Here is a 25368-nt window from a genome sequence, read left to right as displayed (position 1 = left end):
TTATGCGTTAGCCTGTTCTTTCAGCCGTCCTTCGCGGATCGGCAACCTTTTCAGGAGGAACGTCCCTTGTTTAGCGCCATCGCGCGGATCTTCCGCACGCCAGACCTGCGTCGGAAGATCGGTTTCACCCTCGCCATCGTCGCGATCTACCGACTCGGCTCCAACGTCCCCGCTCCGTTCGTGAACTTCCCGAACGTCGAGCAGTGTCTGGCACTCAACTCGGGTACCGAAGGGCTCCTCGGGCTCGTCAACCTCTTCTCCGGTGGCGCGCTCCTGCAGCTGTCGATCTTCGCGCTCGGCGTCATGCCGTACATCACCGCGACGATCATCACGCAGCTGCTCCGCGTGGTCATCCCGCACTTCGAGGCGCTGCACAAGGAGGGTCAGGCCGGCCAGGCCAAGCTCACCCAGTACACGCGCTACCTCACCATCGCGCTCGCGCTGCTGCAGTCGACCACGCTCGTCACCGTCGCCCGCAGCGGACAGCTCTTCGGCCAGACCGACGTCGCCGCGTGCCAGAACCTCCTCACGAACGACGTGTGGTGGGCGCAGCTGCTCATCATCATGGCGATGACCGCCGGCACCGGCCTCATCATGTGGTTCGCCGAGCTCGTGACCGAGCGCGGCGTCGGCAACGGCATGTCGCTGCTCATCTTCACCTCGATCGCCGCGACGTTCCCCGGCGCGATGTGGCTGATCTGGGAGAGCCGCGGCTTCGAGGTCTTCCTGCTCGTGCTGCTGGTCGGCATCATCGTGATGGGACTCGTCGTCTTCGTCGAGCAGTCCCAGCGCCGCATCCCGGTGCAGTACGCCAAGCGCATGGTCGGTCGCCGCACCTACGGCGGCACCAACACATACATCCCGATCAAGGTCAACATGGCGGGTGTGATCCCCGTGATCTTCGCCTCGTCGCTGCTGTACATCCCGGCGCTGATCGCGCAGTTCAACACCCCGCAGGACGGCTCCGAGCCGGCCGCGTGGGTGACCTGGATCAGCACGTACTTCACCACGGGCAACCACCCCATCTACATGGCGGCGTACTTCCTGCTGATCATCGGATTCACCTACTTCTACGTCGCGATCACCTTCAACCCGGTCGAGGTCGCCGACAACATGAAGAAGTACGGCGGGTTCATCCCCGGCATCCGTGCCGGTCGTCCGACCGCCGAGTACCTCGACTACGTGCTCACCCGCATCACGCTGCCCGGCTCGATCTACCTCGGTCTGATCGCGCTGATCCCGCTCATCGCCCTCGCCACCGTCGGCGCCAACCAGAACTTCCCGTTCGGCGGCGCCTCCATCCTCATCATCGTCGGTGTGGGTCTCGAGACGGTCAAGCAGATCGATGCGCAGCTGCAGCAGCGTCACTACGAAGGGCTCCTCCGATGACAGCATCCGCACGTCTCCTGATCGTCGGCCCGCAGGGCTCCGGCAAGGGCACGCAGGGCGTCCGCATCGCCGAGTCCTACGGGATCCCCGTGGTGTCGACCGGCGACATGTTCCGCGCGAACATCAAGGAGGGCACCGACCTCGGTCAGCAGGTCACGGCGATCCTCGACAAGGGCGACCTCGTTCCCGACGCCCTGACCGGCGAGATCGTGCGCGACCGCCTGTCGCAGGACGACGCCGTGAACGGCTTCCTGCTCGACGGGTACCCCCGCAACACGGCGCAGGTCGCGCACCTCGAGGAGTTCCTCGCGGGTCGCGGCGAGTCGCTCGACGCGGTCATCCTGCTCGACGTGCCGCGCGAGGAGAGCATCGCCCGCCTGAAGCTCCGCGCGGCGGAGCAGGGGCGCTCGGATGACACCGACGCGGCGATCGCGCACCGTCTGGACATCTACGAGCACGAGACCGCGCCGATCCTCGAGGTGTACGGGGAGCGCGGGATCGTCGACCGCATCGACGGCGTCGGCACGCTCGACGAGATCACCGAGCGCGTGTTCGCGGCACTGACCGCCCGCGGTCTGCGCCTCGCGGCCTGACGCCTGCGATGTTCCGCCGGTCGATCTACAAGACGCAGGCCCAGCTCCGCTCGATGGTGGAGCCGGGTCTCATCACGGCCGCGGCGCTCGACGCCGTGCGTCCGCTCGTCCGCCCCGGCGTCACGACGCTGGAGCTGGATGCCGCGGCGAACCGGCTGATCGTGGAGCGCGGCGCGGAGTCGAACTTCCAGCTCGTGCGCGGCTACAGCCACACGACCTGCATCTCCGTGAACGAGGAGGTCGTGCACGGCATCCCCGGCGAGCGGGTGCTGCAGGCCGGCGACATCGTGTCGATCGACTGCGGAGCCCAGTATCAGGGCTGGAACGGCGACAGCGCGATCACGGTCGTCGTTCCCGACGAGACACGGCCCGAGGTCGTCGCTCGCCGTGAAGAGCTCTCCCGGGTCACCGAGGGGTCTATGTGGGCGGGCATCGCCGCCATGGCCTCCGCCTCGCACCTGGGCGACCTCGGGGCGGCGATCCAGGGCTACATCGAAACCCAGGGTCCCTCCGCCGTGTCGGGGAAGACCTACGGCATCCTGCGCGAGTACGTGGGCCACGGCATCGGACGCAAGATGCACGAGGCGCCGAGCGTCTTCAACTACCGCACGCCCGATCCCGGCGCCGAGGTCAAGCCCGGTCTCGTGCTGGCGATCGAGCCGATGGTCACAGCCGGCGGCGAGGAGACGTTCGTCGAGGAGGACGACTGGACGGTGTCGACCGTCGACGGCACCGACGGCTCGCACTGGGAGCACAGCGTCGCCCTGCACGCCGACGGCATCTGGGTGCTCACGGCCGACGACGGGGGAGCGGCGGGCCTCGCCCCCTTCGGTGTCACGCCGACGCCCATCGCGTGACGACGCGTTCGCATAACGACGCCGTATCGTCACCGCCGTCACAACCGGCGCATAGGTTTCTCCGGGCAGAATAGATGCTTGGGTGCGACTGCACCCGCAGACTTCAGGCCGGACTCGCCGTGAGCGGGCCTCGACAGAAACGGAAAGCAATGGCAGCCGCGAAGAGCAGCAGTCCCAACTGGTTCGTGATCGGCGTCTCGGCGGCTGTGGTGGTCGTCCTGGCCGTCCTCGCGTTCGTCGTGGTGTCCCTCAACAACCAGGCCACGGCGCCGGGTGCCGCGCCGGAGAGCAACGACTCGTTCAACTCCGAGACGGGGTCGATCTCGTTCGGCGACGGTGAGGACACGGTCGCCGTCTTCGTCGACTTCCAGTGCCCCGTCTGCAAGAGCTTCGAGGACCAGTTCGGCCCGGCGCTCGAGGCCGCAGCGGCCGACGGTCGCATCACCCTCGAGTACCACCCGATCGCGATCCTCGACCGTTTCTCGCAGGGGACCGAGTACTCCTCTCGCTCCGCAGGAGCGGCCGTGTGCGTCGCCGAGTCGAACCCCGATCTCTACCTGGACTACGCCAAGACTCTGTTCGAGAACCAGCCGCAGGAGAACTCCAGCGGTCTGACCACCGACCAGCTCGCGGACTTCGCCACCCAGGTCGGCGCGACAGACGCCGTGTCGTGCATCACCGACGAGACCTACCGCAAGTTCGGCGCCGCGCAGGCGAAGTCGAACGAGATCGGCGGCACGCCGACCGTCGAGATCAACGGCGAGCGCCTGAACCTGCAGGACCAGGCTGATCTGAAGAAGTTCACCGACCTCATCAGCTGATCGAGTGTCACCGATTCCGGGAGTTCCGGCATCCTGCTCAGGTTGCCGGAACTCCCGTCGTCGTCTAACATAGATCTTTGGTGCCTTGCGCCTTGATTCGGCGTGTTCCGAATCGGCGAGACACCGCAATCCCACTCACAACGCAGATCGACCGGTCTGCAGAAGCGCAAGCGAGGCTATGGCTAAGAAAGACGGTGTCATCGAGATCGAGGGCGTGATCTCCGAGGCTCTGCCCAACGCGATGTTCCGCGTTGAGCTCACCAACGGGCACAAGGTCCTGGCAACGATCTCCGGAAAGATGCGGCAGAACTACATCCGCATCATCCCCGAGGACCGCGTGGTCGTGGAGCTCAGCCCTTACGACCTGACCCGCGGCCGCATCGTCTACCGCTACCGCTGATCGGTCGAGAAGTAACACCCCAGGCATCCGTGCCTGCCCGGTGAAGACAGCGAACAGGAAACATCATGAAGGTCAACCCCAGCGTCAAGCCCATCTGCGATCACTGCAAGGTGATCCGCCGTCACGGCCGCGTCATGGTGATCTGCAAGAGCAACCCGCGCCACAAGCAGCGCCAGGGCTGATCCCACCAGATCTGACTCACAACTCAATATCTAACGGCAGGATCAGATCCCACTCCGGTGGGGGACACCTCGGGGCGGAGGCCCGAGCACCGATCCTGCTCCACACCTCCACCACACTCAGGAGAATCGCATGGCACGTCTTGCCGGCGTTGACATCCCGCGCGACAAGCGCGTGGTGATCGCCCTTACCTACATCTACGGCGTCGGCCGTACCCGCTCGGTCGAGATCCTCAAGGCCACCGAGATCGACGAGTCGATCCGCGTGAAGGATCTCTCGGACGACCAGCTCATCGCACTCCGCGACTACATCGAAGGCAACTACAAGGTGGAGGGTGACCTGCGCCGCGAGGTCGCCGCAGACATCCGCCGCAAGGTCGAGATCGGCTCCTACGAGGGCATCCGCCACCGTCGTGGCCTCCCGGTCCGTGGTCAGCGCACCAAGACCAACGCCCGTACCCGCAAGGGCCCGAAGCGCACCGTCGCCGGCAAGAAGAAGGCCCGCTAAGCGCGGCCCCAGGGACTAGGAGAACATTTTCATGGCTGCACCCAAGGCCGCCGCGCGCAAGCCGCGCCGCAAGGAGAAGAAGAACATCGCGCTGGGCCAGGCCCACATCAAGTCGACGTTCAACAACACCATCGTCTCGATCACCGACCCGTCCGGCGCCGTCATCGCGTGGGCATCGTCGGGTGGCGTGGGCTTCAAGGGCTCGCGCAAGTCGACCCCGTACGCCGCCGGCATGGCGGCCGAGTCCGCCGCCCGCCAGGCTGCGGAGCACGGCGTCAAGAAGGTCGACGTCCTCGTGAAGGGTCCGGGCTCGGGCCGCGAGACCGCGATCCGCTCGCTCCAGGCCGCAGGCCTCGAGGTCGGCTCCATCTCGGACGTCACCCCGCAGGCGCACAACGGCTGCCGCCCGCCGAAGCGCCGCCGCGTCTGATCCGGCTCATGTGAGGGGTGCCACGGCATCCCTCACATGCCCGTTCGCGGGTCCGCCCGCTCTGCGGGCCGACGGAAACGTCACAACTCAAGACCTCACCCACCACATGTCATATAGCGGTCATGTGATCGAAAGGAACACAGAGTGCTCATTGCACAGCGTCCCACACTCACCGAGGAAAAGATCGTCGAGAACCGGAGCCGGTTCGTCATCGAGCCTCTGGAGCCCGGCTTCGGATACACGATCGGCAACGCGCTCCGTCGCAGCCTGCTGTCGTCGATCCCCGGCGCCGCTGTCACCAGCGTCCGCATCGACGGCGTGCTGCACGAGTTCAGCACCATCCCCGGCGTGAAGGAGGATGTCACCGAGATCATCCTCAACATCAAGCAGCTCGTCGTCTCGAGCGAGCGCGACGAGCCGATCACCGCGTACCTGCGCAAGACCGGTGCGGGCGAAGTGACCGCCGCCGACATCTCGGCTCCGGCCGGTGTCGAGGTGCACAACCCCGAGCTCGTCATCGCGACGCTCAACGACACCGCCAAGTTCGAGCTCGAGCTCACGATCGAGCGCGGCCGCGGCTACGTCTCGGCGACGCAGAACCGCAACGAGTACGCCGAGGCCGGTCAGATCCCGATCGACTCGATCTACTCGCCGGTGCTCAAGGTCAGCTACCGCGTCGACGCCACCCGTGCCGGTGAGCGCACCGACTTCGACAAGCTGGTCCTGGACGTCGAGACCAAGTCGGCGATCAGCCCCCGCGACGCCGTCGCGTCGGCCGCCAAGACGCTCACCGAGCTGTTCGGTCTCGCCCGCGAGCTGAACGTCGAGGCCGAGGGCATCGAGATCGGCCCGGCGCCGGTGGAGGCAGTGAACTCCAGCGAGCTGTCGATGCCGATCGAGGACCTCGACCTGTCGGTGCGTTCGTACAACTGCCTGAAGCGTGAGGGCATCAACACCGTTTCGGAGCTCGTCGCCCTGTCGGAGACGCAGCTCATGAACATCCGCAATTTCGGCCAGAAGTCGGTCGACGAGGTGCGCGACAAGCTCATCTCGCTCGGTCTGTCGCTCAAGGATTCGGTGCCCGGTTTCGACGGCGCCCACTTCTACGGCGGCAGCGAAGACGAGTCCTTCTGATACCCGACCTTCTGACCAGGAGTTAGATCAATATGCCCAAGCCCACCAAGGGTCCCCGCCTCGGAGGCGGCCCCGCCCACGAGCGTCTGCTGCTTGCCAACCTCGCCGCTGCGCTGTTCACCCACAAGTCCATCAAGACGACCGAGACCAAGGCCAAGCGCCTGCGTCCGCTCGCCGAGCGTCTGATCACCTTCGCCAAGCGCGGAGACCTGCACGCTCGTCGTCGCGTTCTCTCGGTCATCGGTGACAAGGACGTCGTGCACACGCTGTTCGCCGAGATCGCCCCGCTGGTCGCGGAGCGCGAGGGCGGCTACACGCGCATCACGAAGGTCGGCAACCGCAAGGGCGACAACGCGCCCATGGCCGTGATCGAGCTCGTCCTCGAGCCCGTCACCCCCAAGAAGAAGGCTGCCAAGGCCGCTCCGAAGGCCGAGAAGGCTGAGAAGCCGGCCGAGGAGGCTCCGGTCGAGGAGACCGCCGCCGAGGACGCTCCCGCAGAGGAGACCGTCGCGGACGCCGGTGCCGAGTCGCAGGCCGAGGGCGAGGCCGCTGAGGCCGCCGCCGAGGACGCCGTCGAGAACAAGTAATCTCGCATCGCACGAAGCCCGCCATCCCCTCGGGGTGGCGGGCTTCGTCGTGTCCGGGATCAGGCGCGGGCGCGGAGGTCCTTGCGGAGGATCTTGCCGGAGGCCGACTTCGGGATGGCCTCGATGAACTCGACCTGGCGCACCTTCTCGTGCGGCGCGACATGCGCGGCGACGTGAGCCATCACGGCATCCGCGTCGAGATCGGCTCCGGGCTGCACGACGACGTAGGCCTTGGGGACTTCCTGCCCGTCGTCGTCGAGGGTGCCGATCACGGCCGCGTCGGCGATGGACGGATGCTCGAGCAGCACCGCCTCGAGCACGGCCGGCGCCACCTGGTACCCCTTGTACTTGATGAGCTCCTTGAGCCTGTCGACGATACGGAAGACGCCGTCGGCGTCGACCGTGGCGACATCACCCGTGTGCAGCCAGCCGTCGGCGTCGAGCATCTCGGCCGTCGCGTCCGGACGGTTGAGGTACCCCGCCATGACCTGCGGGCCGCGGATGAGCAGTTCGCCCGGATCGCTCGCGCCGTCGGCGGGCACCTCCACGTCGCCGCCGTCCTCGGCCACGAGCCGCGCCTCGGTGTTCGCGAGCAGCATCCCGACCGTCGAGCGGTCGATGTCGGCGCGGTCGTAGGGGATCGCGTGCGTCACGGGGCTGGTCTCCGTCATCCCGTACCCCTGGCAGACGATGCAGTCGAGGCGTGCGGCGACCGCGGAGGCGAGGGCGCGGTCGAGCGGCGCCGCCCCCGAGAACACGACCTTGATCGCCGACAGGTCGTACTGGTCGACCAGCGGATGCTTGGCGAGCGCGACCGCGATGGGCGGTGCGATGAAGATCCAGCTCGTGCGGTGCTCCTGCACCACGCGCAGGAACTCGGCCAGATCGAACTTCGGCATCGTGACGAGCGCCGCGCGCTGTCGGAGGGCGAAGTTCAGCAGCACGGTGAGCCCGTAGATGTGGAAGAAGGGGAGCACGGCGAGCACGCGGTCGTCGTCGACGAGCGAGATGCTCGAGCGGCACTGGCTGACGTTTGCGACGAGGTTGCGGTGCGTGAGCATCACGCCCTTCGGGCGCCCGGTCGTGCCCGACGAGTAGGGGAGCACCGCGATGTGCGTGGCCGGGTCGAACGACACATCCGGGGCGCCGCGGCCCTCGGCGAGCAGTGCTCCGAGCGAAGGGTGGCCCTCGGCGCCGTCGAGCACGATCACGTGGTCCGCGTCGACGCCGAGGCGCTCCGCGGCGGCCTGCGCTCCCGGCAGGAGGGGCGAGACCGTCAAGAGCCACGTCGCCCCGGCATCCGTCAGCTGGTTCGCGATCTCGTCGGCGGTGTACAGCGAGTTGATCGTCGTGGCCGTGGCTCCCGCGCGGAGGATGCCGTGCAGCACCGTCGCGAAGGCGGGGACGTTCGGGCACAGGACGCCGACCACGGTGCCGACGCCGACCCCGCGCGCGGCCAGGGCTCCGGCGAACCGGTCGATCTGCCCGATGAGCTGTCGGTAGGTGGTGGTCGCACCGCTGACCCCGTCGATGAGCGCGACCGCGTCGAGCCGCGACGGGTCGATGTCTCCGAACAGGAACTCGTGGATCGAGACCGCGGGGACCTCGACATCGGGATACGTGCTGCGAACCATGAGATCTCCTTCGATCCGGGTCGGCGACGGCGTCGTCCGATGCGATTCAGTGTCGCACAGACGGGCATCGGGTCCCAGGGTGTCGTGCGTCCAGGGCGTCTCAGGCGCCGGTCTCGCGGTAGCGCGTGCCCGGGCGCCCCTTGGTCGAGTAGTCCAGCGAACGCACGGCCCGCCCGGTGCTCGCCAGATGTTCGAGGTAGCGCCGCGCGCTCACCCGGGACATCTGCAGGTCGTCGCCGATCTCGGTCGCGGAGGCGTCGGGGCGTGCGGCCAGCGCCGCAGCGACCCGGTCGAGCGTCTCGGCGCTCAGCCCCTTGGGGAGGCCGAAACGCTCGCGGAACGCGATGATCGCGTCGGCGGCCTCCACCCGCTGCACCACGTCGTGGAGCTCGGTGTGATCGCGCAGCAGCAGCGTCGCCTCGACGCCGGCGCCGTCGTGCACGCTCCCGGTGCTGCGGGCCACCAGCACGTGCGCACCGACGATCACCGGACGCCCGGCGTCCTCGCCCTCGCGCAGCACCGAGAGCAGCTCGGCGTCGAGCACGTCCTCGGCCGGGGCGTCGTCGAGCTCGCCGGCATCCTTCTCGAGCAGCCGCGCCGCGGCGTCGTTCGCGAGCGTGATGCGGCCCGCGCCGTTCACCGTGATGACGCCCTCGCTGAGCCGGTGCAGCGTGGTCTCCTGATTCTTCACGAGCGCCGCGATCTGGTGCGGTTCGAGCCGGTAGATGCGCCGACGGATGACGGAAGTCACCCACGCCGACCCGAACACCCCGAGCACCGCGGCCGCGAGCATGGCCGAGATGAGCCACACCAGGGTGCCCGTGAACTCCTCGTTGAGCTCGGATTCGAGGATCCCGACGGATGCCGTGCCGATCACCGTGCCCGCGTCGTCGCGGATCGGCACCTTGACGCGCCACGAGGTGCCGAGGGTTCCGGTCTGCGTGCCGACGTAGATCTCGCCGGACAGGGGCACGGACGGATCGGTCGAGACCCTCTCGCCGATGCGGTCGGGATTCGGATGCGAGTAGCGGATGCCCTGATCGTTCGCCACGACGACGTAGGCGAGATCGGACGCCTCGCGGATCACCTCGGCGATCGGCTGGATCACGGCCGACGGATCGCGGTCGTCGAACGCGTCGAGCACGGTAGGCAGCGCGGCGATCGACTGGGCGACCGCCTGCATCCTGTCTTTGTAGGCCTCGCGCAGGGCGTGCTCCTGAGAGGCTCCGGCGACGATCCCCGTGGCGAGCGTCACCAGGAACACGATCAGCGCCTGCAGCGCGAGCAGCTGCATGCGGAGCGTCATCTTCGAGGCCACCCGACCATTGTCCTCGCACTCCGCGCGCTCCGCGAGATCGGCATCCGGGCGTTCGCGACCAATAGTTTCGGAACGCGACCAATGGTTTCCGAAGCTTGAGCGGGCAGGTGCGCGATCCCAGGGTGGACGGACAGCAACGCGAACGCTCAAGGAGGAGCGCAATGAAGCACTCACGTATCGCCACGGCCGGTGGAGTACTCGCGGCCGCGGCCCTGGCTCTCACGGCCTGCTCGGGCGGAAGCGCCCCGGCTGCAGGCGGAGGCGGCGACGAGGCGTCCGCTTTCGACAGCGTCAACATCATCGTCCCCGCCGATCCGGGTGGCGGCTGGGATCAGACCGGCCGTGCGATGTCGCAGGTGCTCACGGCCGACGACGTCGTCGGATCCGCGCCGGTGACCAACGTCGGCGGAGCCGGTGGCACCGTCGGGCTCGCGCAGCTCGCGAACGAGAAGGACCCGGCCACGCTGATGGTCATGGGCCTGGTGATGGTCGGCGCCATCGAGACAAACGCCTCGGCGGTGCGGCTCGAGGACACCACCCCGATCGCGCGCCTCACGGACGAGCCGCTCGTGGTCGTCGTTCCCGCCGACTCGAAGTACGACACCCTGGAAGACCTGGTCGAGGACATCGTCGACAACGGGCAGTCGGTCACGGTCACGGGTGGGTCGGCCGGAGGCGCCGACCACATCCTCGCCGGGCTCCTGCTCGAAGCCGCGGGCGTCGAGGGTGCGGAGATCCCGCAGAAGCTGAACTACACACCCAACTCCGGGGGCGGCGAGGCCGTGTCGCTGCTCATCGGCGACAAGGTCTCCGCCGGCATCTCGGGCGTCGGGGAGTTCCTGCAGTACATCGAGGACGGGTCGATGCGCGCGCTCGCGGTGTCGTCGGCAGAAGCGGTGCCGTCGCTGGAGGACGTGCCGACGATCACGGATGCCGGGTACGACGTCGTGCTCACGAACTGGCGCGGCGTGGTCGCCCCCGGCGGGATCTCCGACGCCGACCGCACCGAGCTCGAGCGCATCGTCACCGAGATGCACGACCTCGGTGCCTGGACCGATGAGCTCGAGACGAAGGGGTGGACGGATGCCTTCCTCACCGGGGCGGAGTTCGACGACTTCCTCGAGGGCGACATCGCCGACGTGACCGGCACCCTGAAGAACATCGGACTGATCTGACATGGGCGCCCCGATCCTCGGGGCGAGCGGACGGGCCGAGGCGACTCGGCCCGTCCCGCGGGTTCCCCTCGGTGAACTCGTCTTCGCCCTGCTCATGCTCGCCCTCGGCGTCTTCGCGCTCGTCGGCGTCTTCACGATCCATGTGCCGGTCGGCGTGCAGGTCGGTCCGACGGTCTTCCCGCTGTTCGTCGCGATCCTGCTGCTCGCCTCCGCGGCAGCGGTGCTCGTCTCCGTGCTCCGCGGTCGACGCGTCGAAGTCGAGGAGGGGGAGGACATCGATCCTGACGCCTCGGTCGACTGGCTCGCGCTCGCCAAGATCGTCGGCGCGGTGCTCGCCCATCTGCTGCTGATCGACGTGATCGGCTGGGCGCCGGCCGCCGCCGTGCTCTTCGGCGTGGTCGCGTGGGCCCTCGGCGCGAAGCGCTGGTGGATGGGCTTCGTGATCGGCCTCGCGGTCGGTCTCGTGGTTCAGGTCGTGTTCGGCGGCCTCATGGGGCTGTCGCTGCCGTGGGGTCCCGCGCTCGGGTGGCTGGGAGGGATGTTCTGATGGACAGCCTGTCGCTGTTGATGGAGGGCTTCGCCACGGCGATCCAGCCCCAGTACCTCATCTTCGCCTTCCTCGGAGTGCTGATCGGCACCGCGGTGGGCGTGCTGCCCGGCATCGGCCCGGCGATGACGGTGGCGTTGCTGCTGCCGCTGACCTACACGCTCGATCCGACCGCCGCTCTCATCACGTTCGCCGGCATCTACTACGGCGGTATGTACGGCGGGTCCACGACGAGCATCCTGCTCAACACCCCGGGCGAATCCGCGTCGATCGTGACGGCGATCGAGGGCAACAAGATGGCCAAGCTCGGCCGTGGTGCCGCGGCGCTCGCGACCGCGGCGATCGGCTCGTTCATCGCGGGGACGATCGCGACGATCGGCCTGACGCTGCTCGCGCCGGTGCTCGCGCAGTTCGCCGTGAACCTCGGTCCGGCCGACTACGTCGCCCTCATCGTGATCGCCTTCATCACGGTCGGCGCCCTCATCGGGAACTCGGTGCCGCGCGGCATGACCTCGCTCGGCGTCGGTCTCTTCCTCGGCCTCGTCGGCACCGACACCCTCACCGCGCAGCAACGGTACACGCTGGGGCTGCTGCCGCTGTCCGACGGCATCGACGTCGTGCTGGTGGCGGTCGGGCTCTTCGCGGTCGGAGAGACGCTCTGGATCGCCGCGCGCCTGCGGCACGGCGGCGTCGATGTGATCCCGGTCGCGCGCGGGTGGCGCAGCTGGATGACGAAGGACGACTGGAAGCGGTCGTGGAAGCCGTGGCTGCGGGGCACCGCGATCGGCTTTCCGATCGGCACGATCCCCGCCGGCGGTGCGGATGTCGCGACCTTCCTGTCGTACGCGACCGAGCGGCGGCTCTCGAAGCACCGCAAGGAGTTCGGCCGTGGAGCCATCGAGGGCGTCGCCGGTCCGGAATCGGCGAACAACGCCGCCGCCGCCGGTGTGCTCGTGCCGCTGCTGACTCTCGGGCTGCCGACCACGGCGACCGCGGCGATCATCCTCGTGGCCTTCCAGTCGTACGGTCTGCAGCCAGGGCCGCAGCTCTTCCAGAACCAGCCCGCGCTCGTGTGGGCCCTGGTCGCGAGCCTGTACCTCGGCAACGTCATCCTGATCGTGCTCAACCTCCCGCTCGTGGGCATGTGGGTCAAGCTGCTGCAGATCCCGCGGCCGTACCTGTACGCCGGCATCCTGCTGTTCGCCGCCTTCGGCGCCTACGCGCTGAACTTCGCGGTCGTCGACGTGCTGATCCTGCTGATCATCGGCGTGCTCGGCTACTTCATGCGGCGCTACGGGTATCCCGTGGCGCCGCTCGTGGTGGGCATGATTCTCGGGCCGATGGGGGAGGAGTACCTGCGAAAGGCCCTGCAGCTCAGCCAGGGCGACCTCACGACGCTCGTGGCGCAGCCGTTCGCGGCCGTGGCGTACGCCGTGCTCGCGCTGCTCGTCGTCGGCGGGCTGTGGCTGCGCCGCCGTCAGCGCCGGTACGAGCAGGCGCTCACCGAGTCGATCGCGGTGCCGATCAAGAGCGACGCGGAGGTCTGACCCCGACCGACACGCGAACGAGCAGAGGAGGCCCGCGGGAGTAGGCTGATCCGGTGAGCGACGCAGAGACCCTGAACCGAGGGCCTCGTGCCTACGCATCCTTCATCGGGATCGGCCTCCTCGCGGGCCTCCTCTCCGGTCTGTTCGGCGTCGGCGGCGGCACGGTCATCGTCCCGCTGCTCGTGCTGTTCCTGCACTTCAACCAGCGCCTCGGTGCGGGCACCTCGCTGGCGGCGATCGTGCCGACCGCGACCGTCGGCGTCGTGTCGTACGCACTCCACGACTCGGTCGCCTGGATTCCCGCGCTCATCCTCGCCGCGGGGTCCGTGGTGGGCGCACAGATCGGCACGCGACTGCTGCCCCGGATCTCGCAGCCCGTGCTCCGGTGGTTCTTCGTGGGCTTCCTGGTGGTCGTCATCGTCAGCCTGTTCCTCGTGATCCCGTCGCGCGAGGCCGTCTTCGAGCTCACGCTGCTGACGGGTATCGCCCTCGTGGCGGTCGGCGTCGGCACCGGCATCCTCGCGGGGCTCATCGGCGTCGGCGGCGGCATCGTCGTCGTGCCGGTGCTCATGCTCGCCTTCGGCACGAGCGACCTCGTGGCGAAGGGCACGTCGATGCTCATGATGATCCCGACCGCGATCTCGGGCACGATCGGCAATCTGCGCAACCGCAACGTCGATCTGGTGGCCGCCGCGATGGTCGGCGTCTCGGCGTGCACCACGACGGCGCTCGGTGCGTGGCTCGCGACGATCATCGATCCGATGCTCGCGAACATGCTGTTCGCCGCCTACCTCGTCGTGATCGCGGTGCAGATGGCGATGAAGGCGATCAAGGGGCGCAAGACGTCCTGAACCGCCGGTTTCGTCCGGCCGTCCGGCATCGCTCCGACGGTCGAGAACGTAGGATCGAGGGGTGGCAGTGAACCAAGATCTCGTCGGCCGGGAGTTCCCGCCGACCACCCCGTACCTCGTCGGACGCGAGAAGGTGCGCGAGTTCGCGTGCGCCGTGTTCGCCGACGCCCCGCAGCACACCGACGTCGAGGCCGCACGCGCGGCGGGCTTCGCCGATGTGGTGGCGCCGCCGACGTTCGCGATGGTCATCCAGGACCTCACGCTGCAGCAGCTCCTCGGCGAGCCGGACTCGGGTATCGTGCTCGCCCGCACGATCCACGCCGAGCAGCGCTTCGCCTACAGCCGCCCGATCGTCGCGGGCGACGAGCTCACCGCGCAGCTCCGGGTCACCGGCATCCGCATGATGGGCGGCAACGCCATGATCACGAGCGAGGCCGAGATCGCGGATGCCGAGGGCGCGCACGTCGTGACCGCCACCAGCGTGCTGCTCGTCGGCGCGGAAGAGGGAGCAGAGTGATGTCGTACGCCGTCGGAGACGTGATCGCCGAGCGCACCGTGCACCTGACCCGTGAGTCGCTCGTGCGGTACGCCGGCGCCTCCGGCGACTTCAACCCGATCCACTACCGCGACGACGTCGCCGCCTCGGTCGGCCTGCCCGGAGTGCTCGCGCACGGGATGCTGACCATGGGCATCGCCTCGTCGGTCGTCGTCGCGGCACTCGACCCCGCTGCGCGCGTGCTCGACTACGGCGTGCGGTTCACCAAGCCCGTGGTCGTCGACCCGGTCGACGGTGCCGACCTGCACGTGATCGCCACGGTCGGTGCGGTCGACGAGACCGCGACGCGGGTCGACCTCAAGGTCACGTTCGGCGAGACCACCGTGCTCGTCAAGGCGCAGCTGCGCATCGCCGCGTGATGGGCTCGGTGAACGCGGTCGAGCCGCTGCGGCTGTCGACGCTCACGACGCTCCGCACGGGGGGTGCGCCCGAGCGCATGGTCGAAGCGCGCACGCGCGACGAACTGGTCGACGCTCTCACCGACGTGTGGGTACGCGGCGACGAGTGGCTCGCGCTCGGCGGCGGCTCGAACCTCTTCGTCGGCGATGAGACGTTCGAGGGCACCGTCATCCGGGTGCTCACCCGTGGCATCGAGGAACTGCCGTCGCCGCACGCCGGTCGCATCCGTCTGCGCGTCGAGGCGGGGCACGGATGGGACGACCTGGTCGCCTACGCGGTCGAGCACGGCTACGCGGGTCTCGAGGCCATGAGCGGCATCCCCGGCACGGTCGGCGCGGCCCCCGTGCAGAACATCGGCGCCTACGGTCAGGAGATCCAGGAGACCCTGGTCGAGGTCGAGCTCATCGACGAGTCGACGGGCGCGGTCTCGACGGTCCCCGCCGCCGATCTCGGACTCGGCTTCCGCACCTCGGTGCTCAAGCACCACTACGGTCATGAGCCGCAGCGCCGCGCGGTCATCCTCTCCGTCACGGTCGACCTTCTGGTCGCGAGCGAGCGGGTCGTGCGCGGCGAGCAGCTGCGTCGCGCCCTGGGGCTCGCCTCCGACGACCCCGTGCCGCTGACCTGGGTGCGGGAGCGCATCCTCGCCACGCGGGCCTCCAAGGGCATGCTGCTCGATGCCGACGACCCCGACACGCACGGCGTGGGGTCGTTCTTCCAGAACGCGATCGTGACCGACGCCGTCGCGCGCACGCTGCCGCCCGAATGCCCGCGGTGGCCCGTCGCGCCCGATCTCGACGCGGTCACGGTGATCCCGTTGTCGTCGTACGAGGGCCTCGTGCCGGTGGCCAAGACCGAGGCGCCCGACGTCAAGGTCAGCGCGGCGTGGCTGATCGAGCAGGCGGGCATCCGCAAGGGGTTCAAGCTGCCCCGCTCGCGCGCCTCGGTGTCGACCAAGCACGCGCTCGCCCTCACGAACCGCGGCGGCGCGACCGCCGCAGAGGTCTCGGAGCTCGCCCGGTTCATCCAGAGCCGTGTGCACGCCGAGTTCGGTCTCGTGCTGCAACCCGAGCCCGTGCTGCTCGGCGTGGAGCTGTAGCCCGCGTCGGAGGTTCGCCGTACACTCGCGGGATGAGCGGACTGATCCCGTACCTGCTGTTCCCCGGCAACGCCGCGGAGGCGCTCGAGCTGTACCGCACCGTCTTCGGCGGCGAGCTCCAGACCATGAGCTACGCGGATGCCGGTCGGCACGACGGTCCGGGCGACGCGGTCGCCCACGGGCAGCTGTCGGGACCGGTCGCGCTCGCCGGAGCGGACGCCGGGGCCGACGACGACGCGGTGCAGATGAGCGGCATGTTCCTGTCGCTGCTGGGCACCGCCGACGCCACGACCCTCACGAGCTGGTTCGATCAGCTGTCGGCGGGAGGCCGCGTGATCGACGCGCTGCAGAAGCGTCCGTGGGGCGACTACGACGGCACGCTCGTCGACCGTTACGGCATCCGCTGGCTGATCGGCTTCCAGGAGGAGTGAGGCGGCCTCAGGGGGCGGGCGTGTCGGGGTACCTCTCGACGTAGCGCTTCGCGAGTCGGCGGATGAAAGCCGTAGGGGAGTCGAGGAGCGGGCGCACTTCCGTCGTGTACTCGCCGACGCGCATCTTCAAGAGCGTGTCGAGGACTTGTCCGTCGACGGCGTTGTCGTCGAGGTGAGCGACCAGCTGCGGTGCGTATCGCGCATGCTTCACGGACCCGCACGCGAGGATGAATGACCGTCTGCCGCGCATCGCCGCACGGTTCGTCGCGACGGCGACGATCTGTGCACACAGGACATCATCCTTCCGCAACGACGGATGTGCGATGAGGATCTCCCAGATGTCGGCGCCGACCCGCCACAGCGTGTGCTCGAAGTCGTGATAACCGGGGATGTAGACACCCTCGGAGTTCACGAAGCCGGGAAGCTCGTCAGGGATCTCGTTCGGGATCAGCGTGCGCGCACCGTCGAGATGATCTTGCGCCGCGTCTCGCGCCTGTTCCCTCGTCAGCGTTCTGGCGTCGACCATCGACATCGTGGTGTGAGCGCGCGCCTCAGGAGGCGAAGAGCCGCTGCAGGCGCTGCACGCCCTCGAACAGCTGGTCGTCGCCCAGCGCGTACGACATGCGGATGTAGCCCGAGGGGCCGAAGGCCTCGCCCGGCACCACCGCGACCTCGGCCTGCTCGAGGATGAGGTCGGCGAGCTCCAGCGAGGTGGTCGGCGTCACGCCGCCCCAGGTGCGGCCGAGGAGGCCCTGCACGTCGGGGTAGACGTAGAACGCGCCGAGCGGGTTCGGCACGACGAGGCCGTCGATCTTCGACAGCTCCGACACGATCAGGCGACGGCGGCGGTCGAACGCCTCGCGCATCTGCTCGGCTTCGGTCTGCGGGCCGTTCAGGGCGGCGATCGCGGCCTTCTGCGCCACGTTGTTGACGTTGCTCGACAGGTGCGACTGCAGGTTGCCGGCGATCTTGATCGCGTCGGCAGGGCCCACCATCCAGCCCACGCGCCATCCGGTCATGGCGTACGTCTTGGCGACGCCGTTCACGAGGATGGTCTGACCGGCGACCTCGGGCACAGCCGCGACGATGGACGTCGCCGACGCACCCTCGTACGTGAGGTTCTGGTAGATCTCGTCGGAGATCACCCAGATGCCGTGCTCGAGCGCCCATTCGCCGATGGCCTTCGTCTCCTCGGCGGTGTAGACCGAGCCCGTCGGGTTCGACGGCGAGACGAAGACGAGCACCGTGGTGCGGTCGGTGCGTGCGGCCTCGAGCTGCTCGACCGTGACCTTGTACTCCTGGTCGGCGCCCGCGAACACCTCGACCGGGATGCCGTCGGCGAGACGGATCGCCTCGGGGTAGGTCGTCCAGTACGGCGCCGGCAGCAGCACCTCGTCGCCCGGGTTCACCACGGCCTGGAAGGCCTGGTACACGGACTGCTTGCCGCCGTTCGTCACGATGACCTGCGACGGCGAGATCTCGAGGCCCGAGTCGCGGAGAGTCTTGGCGGCGACCGCTTCGCGCAGCGCCGGGAGGCCGGTGGCCGGGGTGTAGCGGTAGCTCGCCGGGTCGGCCAGCGCCTCGGCGGCGGCATCGACGATGAACTGCGGCGTCGAGAAGTCCGGCTCGCCCGCGGCGTAGGAGATGACGTCCTTGCCCTCGGCCTTGAGGGCCTTGGCCTTGGCGTCGACCTTGAGGGTCGCCGACTCGGCGATGGCGGAGAGCTTGCGGGAGAGGGGAGCGCGTTCGGTCACGGTTACGAGCGTACTCGGGAAGACCTGCGCAGTGCGGGGTGAGTCGTCATCAAGAACCGCGGTTCTTTCGCGGGCGAGCGCGTCAGGCGGTGGCGAAGCCGTGCGCCTGCGCGACGGCATCCAGGGTGATGCGTCCGCCCTGCACGTTCAGACCCTTCGCGAGCGCCGGGTCTTCGGCTGCCGCGCGCTCCCAGCCCTTGCCGGCGATCGCCGACACGTAGGGGAGGGTGGCGTTCGTGAGCGAGCGCGTCGCGGTCTCGGGGACGGCGCCCGGCATGTTCGCGACGCAGTAGTAGATCGAGTCGTGCACCGCGAACGTGGGATCGTCGTGCGTCGTGGGGCGCGAGCCCTCGAAGCATCCGCCCTGGTCGATCGCGATGTCGACGAGCACCGAGCCGGGTTTCATGTTCGCGACCATCTCGTCGGTCACGAGCTTGGGCGCGGCGGCGCCCGGGATCAGCACCGAGCCGATCACGAGGTCGGCGGTCGTGAGGGCTTCGGCGATGTCGTAGCGGCTGGAGGCACGCGTCTCGAGCGCACCGCCGTACCGGTGCTCCAGCTCGCGCAGACGCGGCAGAGAGATGTCGATCACGGTCACCTGCGAGCCGAGGCCCAGGGCGTTCGCGGCCGCGTGCTCGCCCGCGACGCCGCCGCCGATCACGACCGTGCGGGCGCGCGGCGCTCCCGCGATGCCGCCCATCAGCACGCCGCGGCCGCCGGCCGAGCGCATCAGCGAGTACGAGCCCATCGTGACGGAGAGGCGTCCGGCGATCTCGCTCATCGGGATGAGGAGAGGGAGGCTGCGGTCGGGGAGCTGCACGGTCTCGTAGGCCACCGCGGTGGTGCCCGCGTCGACGAGCGCCGTGGTGAGAGCGCGGTCGGCGGCGAGGTGCAGGTATGTGAAGAGCATGAGGTCGTCGCGCAGGAACCCGTACTCCTGGGCGATCGGCTCCTTGACCTTGATGAGCAGCTCGGCCTCGCCCCAGGTCTCCTCGGCGGTCGCGACGATCTCGGCGCCCGCGGCGCGGTAGGCGTCGTCGGAGATCCCCGAGCCGACGCCGGCACCGGACTGCACGAGCACGCGGTGGCCTTCGTGTACCAGACGGTCGGCCCCGGCGGGGGTGAGCGCCGTGCGGTTCTCGTTGTTCTTGACCTCGGTGGGCACGCCGATCTTCATCGATCCTCCTGGTGACGATTCGTGCGACCAGAATCGCAGAAACATCGCCTCAGTGACAGATTCACTGAAGAAGCTTCGCCGCACAGTCAGATCCTGCATAATCGTTCGCATGGAGACGACATCCGAGGCCCCGGAGCCGAACAGTCTTCGGGCGCCCGCCCTCGACCGCGTCGACGCGCGGATCGTGCAGCTGCTCAGCGCCGATGGGCGTATGACCAACGCGGAGCTCGCGGGCCACCTCGGCGTCGCCCCGTCGACGGCTCATGCGCGACTCCGAGCGCTCGTCGACCGCGGGGTCATCACGGGCTTCCACGCCAGTGTGGACGAGCGGATGCTGGGTGCAGGCCTGCAGGCCGTGATCGGCGTCACGCTGCGACCGAGCGGCCGACGCGAGAGCATCGTGGAGTTCGCCGACCGCGTGCGGGTGCTGCCGCAGGTCATCCAGGTGTTCTTCCTCGGGGGCGACGACGACTTCCTGCTGCACATCGCGGTCGCCGACTCGTCGGAGATGCGGGAGTTCGTGCTCGAGCACCTCTCGGCGCAGGCCAGCGTCGCCTCGACCCGCACGAGCATCGTGTTCGACTACCACCGCAACTCGGTCGCCGCGTCGTTCCGCTGACGGTCGCGGGGCGCTCACCTGCATGCCGATTCCGCGGATGCAGGTCGAGCCGACGGCGTCCGACCTGCATCCGTCGATCGGGCATGCATCTGAGCGGGGCAGTTCTCTCAAGCGCCGAAGGATGCCGGCAGGGCGCAGTAGTCGGCGAAGCGCCGGGTCGGATGCTCGGGGTCGGTGACGTCCACCAGGGCGGATGCCACGGAGTGCGGCTGCTCGTCGCCGGCGAGCTGCCACAGCGTGAAGTTCCACAGGCCGCGGGTGCCCTCGTTCAGCAGCGCTGCCGGGCCCGACACGACGAGCACCGCGCCCTCGGCTCCGTCGGCGCGGAACGGGGCGATCGCGTCGGCGCGCAGCGCGGAGCCGTCGCCGTCCGCGGTGTGCGCGCGCTCCACCGGATGCCCGGCCGCGACGAGAGCGGCGGCGAGGTCGTCGGCCGCACGGCGCGAGCGCTCGGCATCCGCTCCGGCGACCGCGAGCAGACGCTTCCCGCGCGGGTAGAGGTGCAGGAACTCCGAGGCGACCCCGGTCCAGACGTCGGTCATGGATTCAGGCTACGCCCGTGCGGAGAGTCGAGGGCCGACGCGGAAGGGGCCCGGATGCCATCGGCATCCGGGCCCTCCTTCGATCGGGTCAGGCCTCGTCGATCAGGAACCGTGAGTATGCGCCGACCGTGAGGAACGCCGGGAACTCGGGCTGCAGGGCCACCTCGCGGAACACCTCGGCGGCGTCGTCGAAGCGGTCGCCGGCCGAACGCGTCGCCTGCGCCAGCACGCTCCCGATCAGTCCCTCGACGTACTCCGCGGTGATCGGCGTGCCGTCCTCAGTGGTGCGGTCCTGGTGGATCCACTGCCACACCTGCGAGCGGCTGATCTCGGCGGTCGCGGCGTCTTCCATGAGGTTGTCGATCGCCACGGCGCCCAGGCCCCGCAGCCACGCCTCGAGGTAGCGGATCGCCACCGAGACGTTGTCGCGCACGCCCTGCGCCGTGATGGGGCGGCCGATGTGCAGGTCGAGCAGATCCTCCGGGGCGACCGACACCTCGGGGCGCAGGCGGTCGAGCTGGTTCGGGCGCTCTCCGAGCACCGCATCGAACTCGGCCTGCGCCGTGGAGATCAGGTCGGGATGCGCGACCCAGGTGCCGTCGAAGCCGTCTCCGGCCTCCCGCTTCTTGTCGGCCGACACCTTCTCGATCGCCCGCGCCGTCACCTCGGGATCGCGCCGATTGGGGATGAAGGCGCTCATGCCGCCGATGGCATACGCCCCGCGCTTGTGGCACGTCTGCACGAGCAGCTCGGTGTAGGCCCGCATGAACGGCACCGTCATCGTGACCTCGCTGCGGTCGGGGAGCACGAAGCGCGCACCGCGACCGCGGTAGTTCTTGATGATCGAGAAGATGTAGTCCCAGCGTCCGGCGTTGAGGCCCGCGCAGTGGTCGCGCAGCTCGTAGAGGATCTCGTCCATCTCGAACGCGGCGGGCAGGGTCTCGATCAGCACGGTCGCGCGGATCGTGCCGTGCGGGATCCCGATGTACTCCTCGCTGAACGAGAACACGTCGTCCCACAGCTTCGCCTCCTCGCTCGACTCGATCTTCGCGAGGTAGAAGTACGGGCCGCGCCCACGGGTGATCAACTCCTGCGCGTTGTGCAGGAAGTACAGGCCGAAGTCGACGAGGGAACCGGATGCCGCGGTGCGGCGCCCCGCGCGGTCGATGAACTCCACGTGCTTCTCCGGCAGGTGCCAGCCGCGCGGGCGCATCACGATCGTGGGGGTGCGCTCGGCGGTGACGCGGTACTCCTTGCCGGGGCCGTCGGCACTCGCGGGGCCCGTGAACGACAATTCGCCGCGGATGGCGTCGCGGAGCGACAACTGTCCCTCGATCACGTTCTTCCAGGTCGGGCTCGTGGCGTCCTCCTGGTCGGCGAGCCAGACCCGCGCTCCGGAGTTCAGCGCGTTGATCGTCATCTTCGGGTCGGTGGGCCCGGTGATCTCGACGCGGCGGTCCTCCAGCCCGGGGCCGGCGCCGGCGACCCGCCAGGACGCGTCCTCGCGGATGTGCCGGGTGTCGTCGCGGAAGCGCGGGTCGTGACCGTTGCCGATCTCGAAGCGCCGGCGCATCCGGTCGGCGAGACGATCGTGGCGTCGCGCGGCGAAACGGTGGTGCAGCTCGGTGAGGAACGCGATCGCCTCGGGGGTGAGGATCTCGCTGTAGCGCTCGCGGAGGGGGCCGGTGACCGTGATCGCCGGGCCCTGCTGGGTGATGGTGGGAGTGGTCATGATCGGTGTCCTTTGAGAGTCAGTGGAACTGCGCGGTCTCGGTGGAGCCGGCGAGGGCGAGGGTGACGCTGTCGGGGTTGAGCGCCGTCGAGATCACGTCGAAGTAGCCGGTGCCCGCCTCGCGCTGGTGCTTGGTGGCGGTGTAGCCGTCGGCTTCGGCGGCGAACTCGGCCTCCTGCAGCTCGACGTACGCGCTCATGGCGCGCTCGGCGTAGCCGCGGGCGAGGTCGAACATGGAGTGGTTCAGGGCGTGGAACCCGGCCAGGGTGATGAACTGGAACCGGTAGCCCAGGTCGGCGAGCTCCTGCTGGAACGTCGCGATCTCGGCATCCGAGAGGTGGCGCTTCCAGTTGAAGCTCGGCGAGCAGTTGTACGCGAGCATCTTGCCGGGGAACTCGGCGTGGATCGCCGCCGCGAACTCGCGGGCCAGCTCGATGTCGGGCTCGCCGGTCTCGACCCACAGCAGGTCGGCGTAGGGGGCGAACGCGAGGCCGCGGCTGATGACCGACTCGATACCGGCGCGGATGCGGTAGAAGCCCTCGGGGGTGCGCTCGCCGGTCGTGAACTCCTGATCGCGCTCGTCGATGTCGCTCGTGAGGAGATCGGCGGCGAGAGCATCCGTCCGCGCGATGATGACGGTCGGAACGCCGGCGACATCGGCCGCGAGGCGAGCCGCGTTCAGGGTGCGGATGTGCTGCTGCGTCGGCACGAGGACCTTGCCGCCCAGGTGCCCGCACTTCTTCTCACTGGCCAGCTGGTCTTCCCAGTGGATCGCGGCGGCGCCGGCCTGGATGAGCGACTGCGCGAGCTCGTAGGCGTTGAGCGGACCGCCGAACCCCGCCTCGGCGTCGGCGACGATCGGTGCCAGCCAGTCCTGCGTGACGTTCCCCTCGGCGTGCTCGAGCTGGTCCTGGCGGAGCAGCGCGTTGTTGATGCGGCGCACGACGGCCGGCACGGAGTTCGCGGGGTAGAGCGACTGGTCGGGGTAGGTCTGCCCGGCGAGGTTGCCGTCGGCCGCGACCTGCCAGCCCGAGAGGTAGATGGCCTTGAGGCCGGCGCGCACCTGCTGCACGGCCTGACCGCCCGTGTAGGCGCCGAGCGCCCGGACGTAGTCCTCGGTGTGCAGGAGGTTCCAGAGGTTCTCGGCGCCGCGGTGGGCGAGCGTGGCGTCTTCACGCACGGAGCCGCGGATGCGGATGACGTCGTCGGCCGTGTAGGTGCGCTCGACGCCGTCCCACCGAGGGTCGGTGTCCCAGATCTCCTGCAGCTCGGCGGCCGTCTGCACCTGATCGCCGGCGCGGAGTCCTGCGGGGCGGGGCGTGTGGTTCTCGGCAGTGTTCGACATGCTGTCTCCTTCATCGGATGCCGGCGGCGGTGCCGGATGGCGTGTAGCCACTGTGTGTGAAGATCGATGCCCACAATGACCATTCGGCGAGTGAAGATCTGCCGAAATTCTGTTTCTGTGACAGAATCGCCCCGAGTCCCGGTCGTTGAGCGAGCGAAGCGAGACGAAACGTCGCGCGTTTCGTCTCGTCGCTCCGCTCCTCGCTCAACGACCGGCGTGCGAAGGAGGCTCTCATGGACGAGGAAGACACCGACGCCCTCACGATCGGGCGCCGCATCCGTCAGCTGCGCACCGCGCGCGGGATGACACTCGACGACCTCGCCGCGGCCGTCGACCGTGCGCCGAGTCAGCTCTCGATGATCGAGACCGGCAAGCGCGAGCCCAAGCTCACGCAGCTGCAGGCGATCGCCCGAGCGCTCGGCGTCCCGCTCGACGCGCTGCTCGAAGGGGAACCGCTCGACGAGCGCAGCGCGATCGAGATCGCCCTCGAGCGCGCCATGAAGGGACAGACGTTCCAGGCTCTGGGGATCGACCCGTTCCGCATCGCCAAGAGCGTGCCGACCGACGCGCTCAAGGCCATGCTCGCACTGCACGGTGAGATCGACCGCCTCCGCGATGAGCGCGCGGCCACTCCCGAGGAGGCGCGGCGTGCGAACGTCGAGCTGCGGCATCTGATGCGCCGGCAGGACAACCACTTCGCTGACCTCGAGGCCCAGGCGTCCGAGATCCTCGCCGCCGTGGGGCACCCCGGTGGTCCGCTCACGCAGCGCACGGCATCCGAGATCGCGGCCCATCTCGGGTTCACGCTGCACTACGCACCGGATCTGCCGCAGACCACGCGCAGCGTCGCGGACCTCGCGCACGGGCGGCTGTACCTGTCGAGCACCGTGCCGGCCAAGGGCGATGCCCGCACCGCGGTGCTGCAGGCGCTGTCGTCTCGCATCCTCGGGCACTCGGAGCCCCGCAGCTACGCCGAGTTCCTGCGGCAGCGGGTCGAGACGAACTACCTCACCGGGGCGCTGCTGATTCCGGAGGCGCACGTGGTGCCCGCGCTGCAGGACGCCAAGGCTCGCCGGTCGATCTCGATCGAGGATCTGCGCGACGCCTACTCCGTGTCGTACGAGACCGCGGCGCACCGCTTCACGAACCTCGCGACGCGCCATCTCGGCATCCCGGTGCACTTCCTCAAGGTGCACGAGTCGGGCACGATCACGAAGGCGTACGAGAACGACGACGTGAACTTCCCGACCGATCGGCTCGGCGCCATCGAAGGGCAGATGTGCTGCCGCCGGTGGACGAGCCGCGTCGTGTTCGAGGAGGACGACCGATTCAACCCGTACTACCAGTACACCGACACGGGCAACGGCACGTATTGGTGCACCGCGCGTGTGGAGGCGTCGAGCGAGGGACTGCACTCGGTGAGCGTGGGGGTGCGCTTCGACGACACGAAGTGGTTCGTGGGGCGCGACACCCCGCATCGCGGCGTCTCGAAGCACTCGATCGAGGTGTGCTGTCGCCGGGCTCCGGCCGAGTTGGAGGAGCGGTGGCGCGCGCAGTCCTGGCCGAACGTCAAGACGCCGCGCACGCTGCTCGCGACGCTGCCGACCGGGTCTTTCCCCGGCGTCGACACGACCGACGTGTACGAGTTCCTCGAGGCGCACGCCCCGCGCTGATCGGTCGCGGCGTGCCGGATGGCTGGCTGTTGCCCGGATGGCCGCCGATCCGGCATCCGTTCTCCCGCCGG

28 protein-coding genes are annotated in these 25368 nt (G+C 68.9%); 20 read left to right on the top strand and 8 right to left on the bottom strand.

All coding sequences use genetic code 11. From position 1 onward, the window contains the following. Window positions 1–66 precede the first annotated feature (66 nt). From secY to rplQ, 10 genes are all read left to right on the top strand, one after another. The gene (gene secY / locus ACIPYT_RS01015) at window positions 67–1389 is read left to right on the top strand and encodes a preprotein translocase subunit SecY (RefSeq protein ID WP_401069587.1); all 1323 of its coding nucleotides are present in this window, start codon (window positions 67–69) and stop codon (window positions 1387–1389) included. Beyond that, window positions 1386–1982: an adenylate kinase gene (locus ACIPYT_RS01010; protein WP_401069584.1), complete on the top strand. Its 597-nt coding sequence runs from the start codon at window positions 1386–1388 to the stop codon at window positions 1980–1982. Before secY ends, ACIPYT_RS01010 begins: the two co-directional genes overlap by 4 nt. Window positions 1983–1990: 8 nt before the next feature. Further along, complete coding sequence (map, locus tag ACIPYT_RS01005) at window positions 1991–2839, top strand: type I methionyl aminopeptidase (RefSeq protein WP_401069582.1); 849 nt, start codon at window positions 1991–1993, stop codon at window positions 2837–2839. Between the two features lie 149 nt (window positions 2840–2988). Next, on the top strand, window positions 2989–3660 hold the full coding sequence (locus tag ACIPYT_RS01000) for a DsbA family protein (RefSeq protein ID WP_401069579.1): 672 nt from the start codon (window positions 2989–2991) through the stop codon (window positions 3658–3660). A gap of 178 nt (window positions 3661–3838) precedes the next feature. Continuing rightward, the gene (gene infA / locus ACIPYT_RS00995; RefSeq protein WP_028496510.1) at window positions 3839–4060 is read left to right on the top strand and encodes a translation initiation factor IF-1; all 222 of its coding nucleotides are present in this window, start codon (window positions 3839–3841) and stop codon (window positions 4058–4060) included. Window positions 4061–4125: 65 nt separating this feature from the next. Further along, complete coding sequence (rpmJ, locus tag ACIPYT_RS00990) at window positions 4126–4242, top strand: 50S ribosomal protein L36 (protein ID WP_005050492.1); 117 nt, start codon at window positions 4126–4128, stop codon at window positions 4240–4242. Window positions 4243–4372: 130 nt separating this feature from the next. After that, window positions 4373–4747 (top strand): 30S ribosomal protein S13, encoded by a 375-nt coding sequence (gene rpsM, locus ACIPYT_RS00985; RefSeq protein ID WP_047524098.1) that lies wholly within the window; start codon window positions 4373–4375, stop codon window positions 4745–4747. Window positions 4748–4778: 31 nt separating this feature from the next. Next, window positions 4779–5177, top strand: coding sequence for a 30S ribosomal protein S11 (rpsK, locus tag ACIPYT_RS00980; RefSeq protein WP_050722515.1), 399 nt, complete (start codon window positions 4779–4781; stop codon window positions 5175–5177). 144 nt (window positions 5178–5321) lie between these two features. Continuing rightward, window positions 5322–6311: a DNA-directed RNA polymerase subunit alpha gene (locus ACIPYT_RS00975; RefSeq protein WP_050722516.1), complete on the top strand. Its 990-nt coding sequence runs from the start codon at window positions 5322–5324 to the stop codon at window positions 6309–6311. 32 nt (window positions 6312–6343) lie between these two features. Continuing rightward, window positions 6344–6898, top strand: coding sequence for a 50S ribosomal protein L17 (gene rplQ, locus ACIPYT_RS00970; protein WP_401069576.1), 555 nt, complete (start codon window positions 6344–6346; stop codon window positions 6896–6898). 59 nt (window positions 6899–6957) lie between these two features. Here the strand turns inward: rplQ and ACIPYT_RS00965 are convergent, their stop codons facing one another. Together ACIPYT_RS00965 and ACIPYT_RS00960 are read right to left on the bottom strand one after the other, a co-directional pair. Further along, window positions 6958–8532: an AMP-binding protein gene (locus tag ACIPYT_RS00965; protein ID WP_401069573.1), complete on the bottom strand. Its 1575-nt coding sequence runs from the start codon at window positions 8530–8532 to the stop codon at window positions 6958–6960. A 100-nt stretch (window positions 8533–8632) separates the two neighbouring features. Next, window positions 8633–9850 carry a hypothetical protein gene (locus ACIPYT_RS00960; RefSeq protein ID WP_401069570.1) on the bottom strand — a complete coding sequence of 406 codons (1218 nt, stop codon included), beginning with the start codon at window positions 9848–9850 and terminating at the stop codon, window positions 8633–8635. A gap of 161 nt (window positions 9851–10011) precedes the next feature. Between ACIPYT_RS00960 and ACIPYT_RS00955 the strand changes: the two genes are divergently transcribed. The 8 genes from ACIPYT_RS00955 (at window position 10012) to ACIPYT_RS00920 (ending at window position 16455) form a co-directional block, all read left to right on the top strand. Next, window positions 10012–11025 (top strand): Bug family tripartite tricarboxylate transporter substrate binding protein, encoded by a 1014-nt coding sequence (locus tag ACIPYT_RS00955; protein WP_401069568.1) that lies wholly within the window; start codon window positions 10012–10014, stop codon window positions 11023–11025. Window position 11026: 1 nt separating this feature from the next. Continuing rightward, the gene (locus ACIPYT_RS00950) at window positions 11027–11572 is read left to right on the top strand and encodes a tripartite tricarboxylate transporter TctB family protein (protein ID WP_401069565.1); all 546 of its coding nucleotides are present in this window, start codon (window positions 11027–11029) and stop codon (window positions 11570–11572) included. Beyond that, entirely contained in the window at window positions 11572–13119 is a 1548-nt protein-coding gene (locus ACIPYT_RS00945) for a tripartite tricarboxylate transporter permease (protein ID WP_401069562.1), read from the top strand. Before ACIPYT_RS00950 ends, ACIPYT_RS00945 begins: the two co-directional genes overlap by 1 nt. 53 nt (window positions 13120–13172) lie before the next feature. Further along, a complete protein-coding gene (locus ACIPYT_RS00940) occupies window positions 13173–13970 on the top strand; it encodes a sulfite exporter TauE/SafE family protein (protein WP_401069560.1) in 798 nt (265 codons plus the stop codon). Between the two features lie 61 nt (window positions 13971–14031). Beyond that, window positions 14032–14487 (top strand): MaoC family dehydratase N-terminal domain-containing protein, encoded by a 456-nt coding sequence (locus tag ACIPYT_RS00935; RefSeq protein ID WP_401069557.1) that lies wholly within the window; start codon window positions 14032–14034, stop codon window positions 14485–14487. After that, window positions 14487–14885: a MaoC/PaaZ C-terminal domain-containing protein gene (locus tag ACIPYT_RS00930; RefSeq protein WP_401069553.1), complete on the top strand. Its 399-nt coding sequence runs from the start codon at window positions 14487–14489 to the stop codon at window positions 14883–14885. The genes ACIPYT_RS00935 and ACIPYT_RS00930 overlap by 1 nt, the downstream gene beginning before the upstream one ends. Then, window positions 14885–16024: a UDP-N-acetylmuramate dehydrogenase gene (locus tag ACIPYT_RS00925; protein WP_401074708.1), complete on the top strand. Its 1140-nt coding sequence runs from the start codon at window positions 14885–14887 to the stop codon at window positions 16022–16024. The genes ACIPYT_RS00930 and ACIPYT_RS00925 overlap by 1 nt, the downstream gene beginning before the upstream one ends. A gap of 32 nt (window positions 16025–16056) precedes the next feature. Then, entirely contained in the window at window positions 16057–16455 is a 399-nt protein-coding gene (locus ACIPYT_RS00920; RefSeq protein ID WP_401069550.1) for a VOC family protein, read from the top strand. Window positions 16456–16462: 7 nt separating this feature from the next. Here ACIPYT_RS00920 and ACIPYT_RS00915 read toward each other — a convergent pair whose 3' ends face one another. From ACIPYT_RS00915 to ald, 3 genes are all read right to left on the bottom strand, one after another. Further along, window positions 16463–16981 carry a hypothetical protein gene (locus tag ACIPYT_RS00915; protein ID WP_401069547.1) on the bottom strand — a complete coding sequence of 173 codons (519 nt, stop codon included), beginning with the start codon at window positions 16979–16981 and terminating at the stop codon, window positions 16463–16465. Between the two features lie 25 nt (window positions 16982–17006). Continuing rightward, a complete protein-coding gene (locus tag ACIPYT_RS00910; protein WP_401069544.1) occupies window positions 17007–18209 on the bottom strand; it encodes a pyridoxal phosphate-dependent aminotransferase in 1203 nt (400 codons plus the stop codon). Window positions 18210–18291: 82 nt separating this feature from the next. Beyond that, entirely contained in the window at window positions 18292–19386 is a 1095-nt protein-coding gene (ald, locus tag ACIPYT_RS00905) for an alanine dehydrogenase (RefSeq protein WP_401069542.1), read from the bottom strand. Between the two features lie 109 nt (window positions 19387–19495). On the opposite strand from ald, the gene ACIPYT_RS00900 reads away from it, so the two are divergent. Continuing rightward, window positions 19496–20005: an Lrp/AsnC family transcriptional regulator gene (locus ACIPYT_RS00900; protein WP_401069539.1), complete on the top strand. Its 510-nt coding sequence runs from the start codon at window positions 19496–19498 to the stop codon at window positions 20003–20005. Window positions 20006–20112: 107 nt separating this feature from the next. Here ACIPYT_RS00900 and ACIPYT_RS00895 read toward each other — a convergent pair whose 3' ends face one another. The 3 genes from ACIPYT_RS00895 to aceA all read right to left on the bottom strand — a co-directional run bounded on the left by ACIPYT_RS00895 (window position 20113) and on the right by aceA (window position 23624). Beyond that, entirely contained in the window at window positions 20113–20547 is a 435-nt protein-coding gene (locus ACIPYT_RS00895; RefSeq protein ID WP_401069536.1) for a hypothetical protein, read from the bottom strand. Window positions 20548–20635: 88 nt separating this feature from the next. Next, window positions 20636–22279, bottom strand: a complete 1644-nt coding sequence (gene aceB / locus ACIPYT_RS00890; RefSeq protein ID WP_401069533.1) for a malate synthase A — start codon at window positions 22277–22279, stop codon at window positions 20636–20638. Window positions 22280–22298: 19 nt separating this feature from the next. Continuing rightward, window positions 22299–23624 (bottom strand): isocitrate lyase, encoded by a 1326-nt coding sequence (gene aceA, locus ACIPYT_RS00885; protein ID WP_401069530.1) that lies wholly within the window; start codon window positions 23622–23624, stop codon window positions 22299–22301. 233 nt (window positions 23625–23857) lie between these two features. Between aceA and ACIPYT_RS00880 the strand changes: the two genes are divergently transcribed. Then, the gene (locus tag ACIPYT_RS00880; protein WP_401069527.1) at window positions 23858–25297 is read left to right on the top strand and encodes a helix-turn-helix domain-containing protein; all 1440 of its coding nucleotides are present in this window, start codon (window positions 23858–23860) and stop codon (window positions 25295–25297) included. Window positions 25298–25368 lie beyond the last annotated feature (71 nt).

The sequence above is a fragment of the Microbacterium sp. NPDC089695 genome (assembly GCF_044749085.1).
Lineage (GTDB): Bacteria > Actinomycetota > Actinomycetes > Actinomycetales > Microbacteriaceae > Microbacterium.
The sequence above is the reverse complement of the archived record's forward strand: the minus strand, read 5'-3'. Positions and strand labels throughout refer to the sequence as shown.